Here is an 11,381-nt window from a genome sequence, read left to right as displayed (position 1 = left end):
AACCTTGTAGAAACAAAAGTGGAGTAAAAGCCTGAAATCAATTATTTCACGACGTATTATGACTAAGAAAGGCGTGATTATAGAAATGAAAAAAATCTATGTGGTAAACAAAACTCATTTTGACATTGGTTTTACCGATTTAGCAGAAAATGTCTTGCACAAGTATTGCCATGATTACATTCAAAACGCAATCACTTTAGCTGAAGACTTAAGAAAAGAGGGCAAAGACTTTGTTTGGACAACAGGTAGCTTTATTATTGAATATTACTTCAAAAACATGGATGAAGAAGCTTGTAAAAAGCTAGACGACGCCATAAAGAAAGGTTACATTCGCTGGCACGCAATCCCGTGTACGTTTGAATCTGAAACTATGACACCTCAAACTTTACATTACATGACTTCAATCTCAAAGAAGTTAGATGCTCGTTATGGATACAAAACAACAAGCGCAAAGATGACTGACGTCCCAGGACATACTATCGGGATTGTTGATGAGTTATATCGTCAAGGAATTAAATTCCTACACATTGGTGTAAATGGCTCGAGCTCAATTCCAGAAGTTCCAGATACATTTCTATGGAAGAATGGGGAAAGTGAGATAATTGTCTCTTATTCAGACGACTATGGTGGCGTAATCGGAATTGATTGCATAGATAACAAGCTGGCGTTTATGCATACTCATGATAATAGTGGTCCAGGAACAAAAGAGAAAATAAACGTCTTTTTATCAAAAATGGCGAATGAGTATCCAGACTATGAGCTTGAATTGACTTCAATGGATCAGTTTGCAAATGAAATTTGGGAAGTACGTGACCAACTGCCAGTTATTACAGAGGAGATTGGGGACACATGGATTCATGGAATGATGTCTGATCCGAAAATCATTCGTGATTATCGGATTTTAACTAATTACATGTTTGATAACAAAATAGAAAATGATGATGCTAATTTCTATGCGATGTTAGTTCCAGAGCATACTTGGGGAATGGATATCAAACGCTATTTCAGTGACTATATGAATTATGAAAAGAAAGACTTCCAACGAGCGCGTAGTTTAGACCAAATTACGGATCTTGATTTAACCTACGCTTATGGAATTGTTAAAGATGCAACTGTTGGCGAAATGCAATTCACTTATAATGAGTGGACTGATCGTTCGTACAAATTTTATGAGTCTTCATGGAAAGAACAACGCAAGAACGTTGATCGTGCAATAGCTTGTTTGGAGCCTAAAGATCAAAATAACATTAAAAAACTTATCGAAGTTCCATATCTTATCTTTGAAAACCAAGGTATTGAATGTGGTTTGGAAGAATTGATTTCGGTAAACGGGTATCAAGTTATGTTTGCTAGCGATGGTTCAATTAACCACTTAGAAAAGGATGGAACACTTTACTTTGATCAGGACAACAAACTCGGGGTTCTGAACTATACAATTGCTGGGCAAAATGACTATGATAACCTACGTTACAACTATTTGCGTGAATTACAACATAATTGGTGGGCAATTGACTTCTTAAAGCCAGGAATGGAAATTCAAAAACGAATTCAATTGAATGAAAATTTCACACCACATGTTGTGAAATTAGTTATGGAAAATGATTCGATTATTGCAACTTTAAAGTATAGCCAAAGAGCTGTGGAGGAGTATGGTGCTCCAAGAGTTGTAAAGGTTAAATATCAATTTGGAGATAAAGTTGAAATTGCACTATTATTAAAGGATAAAGATGCAATTCGTTATCCAGAAATTTATTCTTTTGACATTACACCACGTTTGAATTCGCCGTACTTAACTAAGATTCGTAAAATTGATACCGTTATTTCACCTTTTGAAGTGGTAGGTCACGGAAATAAGTTGCAACACATGATTGAAGAGTTAATTTACGATGGCAGCGATAAAAAAATCAATATTAAACCTATGGATGCCCCTCTTTTGGGAATCGGAACAAATAACAATCTAAGTTATAACAACAAATACCATCAAGACAACAATAAATTTACGTTTACACTATTGAACACAACATGGGGAACTAATTTCACGATGTGGTATGAAGAAGATATTTTTGCTCGTTTTGAGTTAGTGTTGGGATAACAATTTCCTGCGAACATAATGGGCATACGCCGATGCCTCTTCATCAAAAAAACAGTTTATTCTCTTATCTTGACTGTTTTTTAGGTACATTTAGACCGTTTAAGCGATATTCCTTCAAGATGTGTTTGATAAAGTATTCTCAGGCTAGGTCATCATCACGCTAACGGGACACGATAGCTCAATAACGACACAAAGGCAATCGATCAGTGGATCGGCTGCCTTTGTTCAGCTAACGGGCAGGATAGTTTAAATAATACGACGAAATACTCTCAGCATAGGTGCTTCCATGAATACAATCAGGAAGAAAGAGCTGAGCTGTTAGCAATCCGAATTCATATCATCGGCGGCTCAGGAAGCGGTAAATCCTACATCGCGGAGTTATTGAGCGATAAACTCCATATCCCGCATTACGATCTAGACAATATTTTCTGGGATCATCAATCGAACGAGTATGGCGTAAAGGCACCGGAGGATGAGCGTGACCGCCGACTCAGAGAAATCATCGGTCTCGATTCATGGATCAAAGAAGGTGTATACAGGTCGTGGGTAGCGCCAAGTTTTGATGCTGTAGATAAGATCGTCGTACTGATGACGCCGTTGTCCGTTCAGGAGGAACGGATCTGGGAGCGTTATGAAGAGCGTATTGCGGACATCGTCCCAAACAAGAAGCGAGAGACGCTCGAAGGCATCCACAACTTGTTGGCATGGAATAAAGACTACAATCTGACGAAGCTGCCTAACTTGATCGACCATTGGGAATATAAGGACAAAATGATCCTCGTTCGCGATAATTTGGATCTTCTTGAACTTCAATTGATGTGACTTGTTTTTTCTTTTTTCTTGTTTAACTAACGGGGAACGTTAGTTGAACGACAACAGCGGCAGTCTAAGACTTTATTTATCAAGTCTTGGTCCGCCGCTGCTTCTATTAATGGATCAGTCTAAAACTCATTTTTCAAAAGCTGACGATTTTTCATTTCAAAAACCGCGTTAAATCAACGACTCCAGTCTAATGCTTTATTTTCACCGAACATAAATAACACTGTGCTGGTCATTTAACAAGTTAATTATGGAAATATATATTAAATAATGCATCCAGACTTGAGTGAACACAAATTGCACTTTGCTGTTCTTTACTAAGCTATAAGATAAAGAGAAGCGTTTATATAAATGATGAATCTTACGCAGGATATTGCTAAGCTGAAGGACAAATTGTCCAAGAATATAGCACAGATGAAATTGAGAAAAAACGAATAGGAACTTAACGTATGAATGAGACAATTGCACCGATGTTTGTGTTCCTGGAAAATCGGGAACGATCGTATTTGGTATGTTTTTTACATCCTATCGTGTCCATAACCTCAAGAAATTCGATAACACTGGGGAAGACATGGAGGATTTAATCTCCATCGGCACGATCGGCCTGATCAAAGTCATTGAGAGCTACCGTCCGAACAAAGGGACAAAACTGGCCACATTTGCGGCTCGTTGTATTGAAAATGAAATCCTGATGTACCTTAGATCCTTGAAGAAAACACGGAAAGACGTATCTCTGCACGATCCAATTGGGACAGACAAGGAAGGAAATGAAATCACGCTGATCGATATCCTTGGCTCCGAGGCTGATGATGTCATTAAAGAGGTCGATCTGAAGATTGAGAAGAGCAAGATTTATCGAAATCTCGATATTTTGGATGACAGGGAAAAAGAAGTTGTCGTTGGGCGATTTGGATTGGATACAGGCGGGGGGGCGAACCCGTACGGTACTCACGTACCGCAAGATTTTAAGTTCTGCGCTTCTACCTACTGCAATTCACCGTGATCCCGATCAGTTTGGTGGTCGGATCAGCCTCCTTTGCCTTCCGGTGGTAGACGCCGGAAAGCAGAACGATAGGCTGCCCGGGTAACACCGTGTAGGTTCGCTCCTCCATCGCAATGGCATATCATAGAGCAGCTCGAAATCGTACAGCCTCCTTCTCGGGAACAAGCAAGGTGCGACCCTCTGGAAATGCGCGTAATGGATGGAGGGAGTTCATTCCTGGAAGGGGACTGGCTTGCGGACCAGTGTTGGAGAGGGGGGGCATAGCGGGACAGCTCCCTTACATAGTATTAGACGGAATAACGGAATCGTGCAAAAAGTAACTTTCTTAGCTAAATAAAACTCTCCATCATTCTTATATAATAAAGGTAACAAGGTATCATAACTAGATAAAAGTTATTCTGTAGTAATCCGGTATAATACAAATGTAAGAGAAGGATATGCATGAAGAATGGTAAGTCATCAATGCCCAAGAAGACTAGACGCAGTAGGGAGACTTCGGATTCTCCCAACAAGGAGCTTGGATTAACATAAAATAACCTCCGCGAGTGAGAAGGATAGGATGGATGCATCATGAAAAGGTACGGGGCGGTCGTGATAGGCTGCGGTTATATGGGCTCTCTCCACTTGGACGCGATATTACGACAGGAGCGGGTCCGGTTGATCGGCGTGGCGGATTGGAACCGGGACAGGGCCTCCTTAGTGGCAAGCCAATACGGAGCCGAGTGTTGGAGCACGGATTACCGGGTCTTGATCGAGCGTGACGATGTGGATCTGGTCATTATCGCCACGTACCCGTCATCCCATCTGGAGATCGCAAAAGATTGTCTCGCTGCAGGGAAGCATATCTTATGCGAGAAGCCGATGGCGGGTAATGCACGGGAAACACAGGAATTCATGAAGCTGGCCCGTGGAGCCAAAACCAAGGTCCTGATCGGTCACATCCTTCGCCATAACACCACGTACCAGGCGGTTATGAAGATGATCCGGGAGGGCGCTATCGGCTTCCCCTTGGTCATCCGGTTATCCCAATTGAAGCCCTCCAAAAATTGGGCTTCCCAATTGTCCCTGCTCCGGGACGTCTCGCCGATCGTGGATTGCGGCGTCCATTATATCGATGTGATGCGTTGGGCTACAGGGGCGGAAGTGGTAAGCGTCAACGGGATAGGGCAGCGTCTCTATGAAGAAGTCCCGCCGTACACTTACAATTACGGACTCATGACCCTCCGTCTGTCGGACGGCTCCATCGGTTACTTTGAGACGGGGTGGGGTAAGGGGCTTCCGACTGATAACCGGAAGGAATTCATCGGACCGGCAGGTCGGATCCGCATCATCTACAAGAACGATCGACCGCGAGAGGATCAGCATCTGGGAAATCTGGTTGAGGTCGAAGACCACCGGAAAGGAACGGTTCGGCAGATCAATATGGACTTCTCCGTGAAGCCTACGGGTGCCCAACTGGACTATTTCCTGTCCATGCTGGAGAACAACTTGCCCGCTATACCGACAATGGAGGATGCATGCCGGGCGATGGATATCGCTCTCCTGGCCGACCGGGCAATCCATGAAGGAATTACGTTACCTTGCGCGAAATAAGGCTGGACCAACATGGTGATGGTAACAGGGGATGACCCGGTGTATGATATACACCTGCTGAAGGACTTTATCGTCCACATCCATGTGAAGGACAGCATCCGACATCAGCCGGTCGATCCGAGGGATGTGTACGGTGCCGTCGGATACCAGCCGCTGGATCATCAACGGATTGCAGAGCTTGTAAGCTCCGGAGTCATATTCCAGGAGGTTCCGTTGGGCGAGGGGAAGGTAGATTTTGACGCCTACTTCGCCGCCTTGCAGGAGAGCGGTTACGGGGGGATGCGCCCGAGAGGGATATAGAGCGGGCGGTCTCCTTCATCCGCCAATACATGTAACGGCAGACGGCCGTGCGAAATCTCGGGGATCGAAACTGCGTATTGGAAAACCGGGGAATCGCGGGTTTAAATAATCAAGTTAATTAATGGGGTTGTTTTGCTGTGTTAGCCCCAGTGGGATTCCGAACAGAAGGGAAAGAACCATGGAAAGAAAATTGGAAACCTTAGTAATTTCCCGCCTGACTAATCAGACGGATGGTTCAGATACAGAAGAAGTCCAGATCATCAAGCAGTATCAATGGCTTAAAGGGTATAACCCGGTCGTTACAGCAAGATTAAATTACAGTCAGGAGGATCTGAAGCTTCAGTTTAAGGTTTATGAAAAGAATCCCATACGAACATATAGAAACATGAATGATCCCGTGTATAAGGATAGCTGCATCGAGTTCTTTTTTCAGCCTACTCCTGATTCGGACCAGCGCTATATGAATTTCGAATTTAATGCGAATGGCGCAATTCTCTTGCAGATAGGAGCGGATCGGTATGATCGCTTCCCAATCACTATCAATCCGGCACTTTTCCACGTCCTATGCACCACGGATCAAATCAATGATAAAGGAGAAGTGTATTGGGAATTAAGCTTTTCGATCTCATGGGCTTGGGTACAATCTTATTTTTCGGATTTTCGGGCAGTACCGGGAAAAAGGATAAGAGGTAACTTTTACAAGTGCGGCGACGATACGACCTATCCGCATTTTGGAACATGGAGCAAAGTTCATTCGAACAAACCAGATTTTCATAGAAGCTGTGATTTTGGGATTCTGTACTTAGAGTAACTGCGAAATGCAGCGTCAATGAATAACTTCCGAAGCCGCATATACGGGGTTGGAGGTTTTTTTAGCGAGCGTAGTCGTGCAATTTTATCAGTACCAAATTTAATTCAGCACTTTGTAAATGAAGGTTGGGATTACGTCGATAGTAAGGGGATTGTTACATTTCTCCCGATAGGTGATGATGATGATTTCAATTGGTTATGTGAAACTATTAATAGAAACAACATCTTGAATATTTTAAAAATTAATCAGGCACAAAAAGAAACAATTGGAATTCAACTGTTACGAAGAGATTCTAAAGCCGGATGCGATTTGCTTATATTTAATACGAATGAGATGGTTTTCAGTTTATCAATATATAGGAATAAAATTGTAGTTGAAAGTGATATTGATATTACCGACTTTACTTGGTATTTGGAAAAAGCCTCTTTCCTAGAATGCTCCCTTCAAATAATGTTCAGTCCGTTGTTTCTGTATTTTTTTTTTTTATCAGGAGAAATGCCGGGAGCTGTGATCTCTGGTTCGTCGCCCTGCAAAGCACCCACTAATTCTTCCAGCTTACCTGTTGCTCCCATATCGCCAGCCAGGCTTGAATCGGGTTCGGTTATGGGTTCAACACCCGGGCCGCGTCCATCAAGCGGAGCTTTCTTGTCGTCCTTCATTTGATCGTTTCCTTTCTGTGTAGTTTTTGTATTTCTTTCCAATCCCAATCAAGAAAATATGATATAATGACGTCGTTATTGTAAGTTGCATTTTTAATATGAAAATAGGATGGACAATATGAGGGGATATATTCATAACGTCGATAAAAAACGATTGCTTATTATGATTATCGGCAATGTATTTCTGGGCATGGGAATTAGTATTTTCAAGCTGTCCGGCATGGGGAATGATCCCTTCAGCGGTATGGCAATGGCACTTGCAGAGAGCGTCGGTATAACATATGCGAATTTTTTGATCTTACTGAACCTGCTATTGTTTGTAATCGAATTCATAACAGGACGAAAGTTTATTGGAGTCGGGACTTTCGTAAACGCAATTCTTTTAGGATATATTGCTACTTTCTTTCATAATAATTGGCTATCTCTGTTCGGCGAACCTCATTTGTTATGGCAGCGAGTGGTTATCGTAGCAATTGGCGTGGTGGTATGCAGTTTTGGGGTATCCCTGTATCAGACATCGAAGGTGGGAGTAGCTCCCTACGACAGCTTGTCCCTGATTATGAGAGAGAACTTCCCTAAAATATCTTATTTTTGGCACCGGATGTTTACGGATGCTCTTTGTGCTCTGATTTGTTTCCTGGCAGGAGGCATTGTAGGCTTAGGAACTTTGGTGTCAGCACTTGGTCTGGGACCCATCATTCATTTTTTTGATGTGAATTTTACGGAGAAGCTTCTGGCAAAAAGGCGTACCAATTAAAAAAAATGAATTGAAGAAAGGCGGGGCAGATCAATCTGCCCCGCCTTTACTGTAATTTGAAGGTCCATTCCTAATGAGCGGATGAACTTTTTATTTTATTATTTTTATGGATATCTTCCGTACCACTATCCAAGGCAGTCTTATAGTAGAAGCATTTGTGTTCTATGACTTCCATCGTTTTTTTCAATTCTTCCATCTGCGCTTCTACGGAAGCTTTCCGCTCCAGAAACATGTCATATCTTTGCTGTAAGGTGGAATCCCCCTCAGAGCACCACTCAATGAAATGTTTTATTTCTTTAATTGGCATCCCGGATGACTTCAGGCATTCAATTACCTTTAAAGCGTCCATATCGGATTGTTTGAATATACGTTTACCGCCGGAGGTTCTTTCTATAGAAGGGAAAAGACCTTCCTTGTCATAGTAACGTAGGGTATGTGGTGTCATGTTAAAGGACTCTGCAACTTCACTTATGGAGTATGTCTTCATCATCTATCTCCAATCTCAAATATATTTTGTGCTTGACTTAGAGTTAACTTTAAGTAATAACATATGTTTTGTAAAGCTGACGTTTTAGATTTTATTATTAACCAGAAGAGAGGTTTCACTATGATAAAAGTTAATGCACACGCTACATTCAGTCAGGAAGGTCCATTTAAGCTAACCACAATCGAACGCCGAGAACTGCAGCAGCACGATGTTCTTATTGAGATTAAATACGCTGGTATTTGCCACTCGGACATTCATACTGCCCGCGGGGAGTGGGGACCGGTCAACTATCCACTCGTTCCGGGACATGAGATCGCCGGAATTGTCAGCCAGATTGGTTCTGAAGTCACAAAGTACTCAGTGGGCGACCGGGTAGGGGTAGGTTGTATGGTTGACTCCTGTGGAGAGTGCAGTAATTGCCATAAAGGTGAGGAGCAGTATTGCCTGAGTGGAAATACGGGCACCTATGGAGCTATCGACCGGTACGGGCAGTATACGCAAGGCGGCTACTCCACTCATATCGTCGTAACCGAGGATTTTGTGGTTCGGATCCCTGACAGTATTCCGCTTGATGCTGCTGCACCGCTTCTGTGTGCAGGAATCACCACCTATTCACCTCTGCGTCATTGGGGAGCAGCTCCCGGTAAAAAAGTAGCTGTAGTGGGTCTTGGTGGGCTTGGACATATGGCTGTGAAGATCGCTCATGCCATGGGGGCTGAGGTTACTGTTTTATCACAGTCCCTGAAGAAGAAGGAAGACGGATTGCAATTAGGGGCGGATCATTATTATGCCACTAGCGATCCGGAGACATTTAAACAGCTTGCCGGTTCGTTCGATCTAATCGTAAATACTGTAAGCGCGCAGATTAATATCGATGCCTATCTTTCGCTCCTGGCGCTGGATGGTACATTAGTCAATGTCGGTGCGCCTGCTGATCCTTTAGCAGTAAACGTATTCTCGCTGATCGGCCACCGCCGCTCGTTTGCCGGATCGATGATTGGCGGAATTCGTGAAACGCAGGAAATGCTTGATTTCTGCGCTGAACATAATATTGCATCTGAAATCGAGGTCATTTCTGCTGACCGGATTGATGAAGCCTGGGAGCGTGTGCTTGCTTCAGATGTCCGTTACCGGTTCGTCATCGACATCAGCACGATGGGGAACAACGAATAAGAGACGCCCTCTTTGTTGACATCACATCGTGCATCGGCTTGATTAATGCCATTAAGAGCTATCGTCCCAATAAAGGGAGTAGACGGTCATTCTTGTAGTCTAACAAACATAAAGAACCCAAGCGATTGAATTTTAAATCGCTTGGGTTCTTTGCTTCATTTTCATAGGTTATTTTTTTATCTCAAAATTATGAATTCATCAACTGATATTAGGTGTAGAGTCTCTTATGATGAGTTTGGTATAAATATGAGAAACCTGATAGGGTTGCTTCGGATCATGAATTCGGGAAAGTAGCATTTCGGCTGCTTTGACACCCATCTCATTACTATAAATATGAACCGTAGTAAGATGGGGTTCTACAATGCTTGATTCAGGACCGTTATCAAAACCACAAATGACGATGTCGTTAGGAATGGAAAGCACATTTTTGAGTGACTTCATAAAGGTAACCGCAATATAATCGTTAGCACACACGAAAGCAGAAGGGAGCTCATTTATTTGACTTAGTCTAGTATCTGCCCACTCTGGACTTGAGAAAAATAGTTGATCGTCATCGAGAATGCATTGTGTGAGATCAAGCTGAATCCCGGATTCTATTAGTGCGCGATTAAAGCCCACCCATCTTTCATTAAAACTCCTACAGTGATTATAATCCCCGATGAACCCCAGTGATTTGTAACCGCCCTCAATTAACTTTTTGGTAAGTTGGTATGTGCTGTGTTCGTTCTCCATGAGAAGTACATCTGCTTGGAATTCAGGGTAACAGACATCTGCAGAGCAGTCGATGAAAATAGTTGGAATACCTAGATTTGTAATCAACTTACTATATTCCGAATTGAACAACTCAATACAAATAATTCCGTCTACATTGGAGACATCAAAATTATTTGGAAGAGACAGGGACTCTTGATCAATGTCTCTAATAATGTGCATGGATAAATTATATCCCTCTGCACTGATTCTTTTTTCCATGCCACTGATCAGTTTCGACCCAAAATGGGAAGTGTTAGGTAAGTTTTCTGTCAATAAAGCGATGTTTCCAGAGTTTCTTGATTGAACACTCTCGGTGTCCATAAAAGCAAATTGTTTATATTTTAACTCTATTGCTTTCTTAATTACTTTGTTTCTGGTTTCATCAGGTATACCGTTCGTTCCATTTAGGGCTTTAGAAGCTGTATTTCTGGAGATTCCTAAAGCATCCGCGATATCTTGTATGGTTACTTTTTCTCTGGCCACCTATGTAATTCACCTCTATATTCTTGTTCTTAATATTCGCCACAAATAGTGTACTATTTGCCATTATTCCAACTCTCTTTAATGTATATTAGTTTGCTAAAAATAGCAACATGATATTTACAAATGCACAATTTAGTTTACATTTTATTAGGTTGAATATGTGCAAAAAAATAGCTTTGTTTTCATATTTTAGAGAAAATCATGAGATTAAAGTATATATCCTTATTTAATTTGGCTGTATTTGTAATTATGTAAAATAGTATACGTCATTTATGAACAGAATAATTTGTCATATGCACATAAATATTTTTACAAAATGTATTGACGAACGATTAAGTGTTTGGTAAATTGTAAAAGCAGCAGGACATAAGTGAGATTGAAAGCCCTTACTGCATCAAGATGTAAACATTGATAAGAACGGAGGTAAAGGCATTGCATAACCCAATAGAAG

At 41.9% G+C, this 11,381-nt stretch carries 9 protein-coding genes and 2 pseudogenes; 8 read left to right on the top strand and 3 right to left on the bottom strand.

Annotation, left to right across the window (positions count from 1 at the left end):
* Positions 1–58 precede the first annotated feature (58 nt).
* From NSQ29_RS20155 to NSQ29_RS20130, 6 genes and pseudogenes are all read left to right on the top strand, one after another.
* The gene (locus tag NSQ29_RS20155; protein WP_341125923.1) at positions 59–2,092 is read left to right on the top strand and encodes a DUF5054 domain-containing protein; all 2,034 of its coding nucleotides are present in this window, start codon (positions 59–61) and stop codon (positions 2,090–2,092) included.
* 381 nt (positions 2,093–2,473) lie between these two features.
* Positions 2,474–2,914 carry a hypothetical protein gene (locus NSQ29_RS20150; protein ID WP_341125922.1) on the top strand — a complete coding sequence of 147 codons (441 nt, stop codon included), beginning with the start codon at positions 2,474–2,476 and terminating at the stop codon, positions 2,912–2,914.
* Positions 2,915–3,446: 532 nt separating this feature from the next.
* A pseudogene (locus tag NSQ29_RS20145) lies at positions 3,447–3,839 on the top strand (sigma-70 family RNA polymerase sigma factor); the annotation flags it as partial.
* 645 nt (positions 3,840–4,484) lie between these two features.
* Positions 4,485–5,507, top strand: a complete 1,023-nt coding sequence (locus tag NSQ29_RS20140; RefSeq protein ID WP_076284373.1) for a Gfo/Idh/MocA family protein — start codon at positions 4,485–4,487, stop codon at positions 5,505–5,507.
* 9 nt (positions 5,508–5,516) lie between these two features.
* Positions 5,517–5,842, top strand: a pseudogene (locus tag NSQ29_RS20135) (TIM barrel protein); the annotation flags it as partial.
* A 143-nt stretch (positions 5,843–5,985) separates the two neighbouring features.
* Positions 5,986–6,618 carry a carbohydrate-binding family 9-like protein gene (locus NSQ29_RS20130; RefSeq protein ID WP_341049550.1) on the top strand — a complete coding sequence of 211 codons (633 nt, stop codon included), beginning with the start codon at positions 5,986–5,988 and terminating at the stop codon, positions 6,616–6,618.
* Positions 6,619–7,061: 443 nt separating this feature from the next.
* Here NSQ29_RS20130 and NSQ29_RS20125 read toward each other — a convergent pair whose 3' ends face one another.
* A complete protein-coding gene (locus NSQ29_RS20125; RefSeq protein WP_341125921.1) occupies positions 7,062–7,277 on the bottom strand; it encodes a hypothetical protein in 216 nt (71 codons plus the stop codon).
* Between the two features lie 118 nt (positions 7,278–7,395).
* Between NSQ29_RS20125 and NSQ29_RS20120 the strand changes: the two genes are divergently transcribed.
* Positions 7,396–8,034 (top strand): YczE/YyaS/YitT family protein, encoded by a 639-nt coding sequence (locus tag NSQ29_RS20120; RefSeq protein WP_076284368.1) that lies wholly within the window; start codon positions 7,396–7,398, stop codon positions 8,032–8,034.
* A gap of 70 nt (positions 8,035–8,104) precedes the next feature.
* On the opposite strand, the gene NSQ29_RS20115 is transcribed toward NSQ29_RS20120, so the two are convergent.
* Positions 8,105–8,521: a MerR family transcriptional regulator gene (locus NSQ29_RS20115; protein WP_042185857.1), complete on the bottom strand. Its 417-nt coding sequence runs from the start codon at positions 8,519–8,521 to the stop codon at positions 8,105–8,107.
* Between the two features lie 120 nt (positions 8,522–8,641).
* Between NSQ29_RS20115 and NSQ29_RS20110 the strand changes: the two genes are divergently transcribed.
* Complete coding sequence (locus tag NSQ29_RS20110; protein WP_341125920.1) at positions 8,642–9,694, top strand: NAD(P)-dependent alcohol dehydrogenase; 1,053 nt, start codon at positions 8,642–8,644, stop codon at positions 9,692–9,694.
* A 198-nt stretch (positions 9,695–9,892) separates the two neighbouring features.
* On the opposite strand, the gene NSQ29_RS20105 is transcribed toward NSQ29_RS20110, so the two are convergent.
* A complete protein-coding gene (locus tag NSQ29_RS20105) occupies positions 9,893–10,930 on the bottom strand; it encodes a LacI family DNA-binding transcriptional regulator (RefSeq protein ID WP_076298182.1) in 1,038 nt (345 codons plus the stop codon).
* Positions 10,931–11,381: the final 451 nt, after the last annotated feature.

Origin of the sequence: Paenibacillus sp. FSL F4-0236, from assembly GCF_038000135.1 — a bacterium.
GTDB lineage: Bacteria > Bacillota > Bacilli > Paenibacillales > Paenibacillaceae > Paenibacillus_AQ.
The sequence above is the reverse complement of the archived record's forward strand: the minus strand, read 5'-3'. Positions and strand labels throughout refer to the sequence as shown.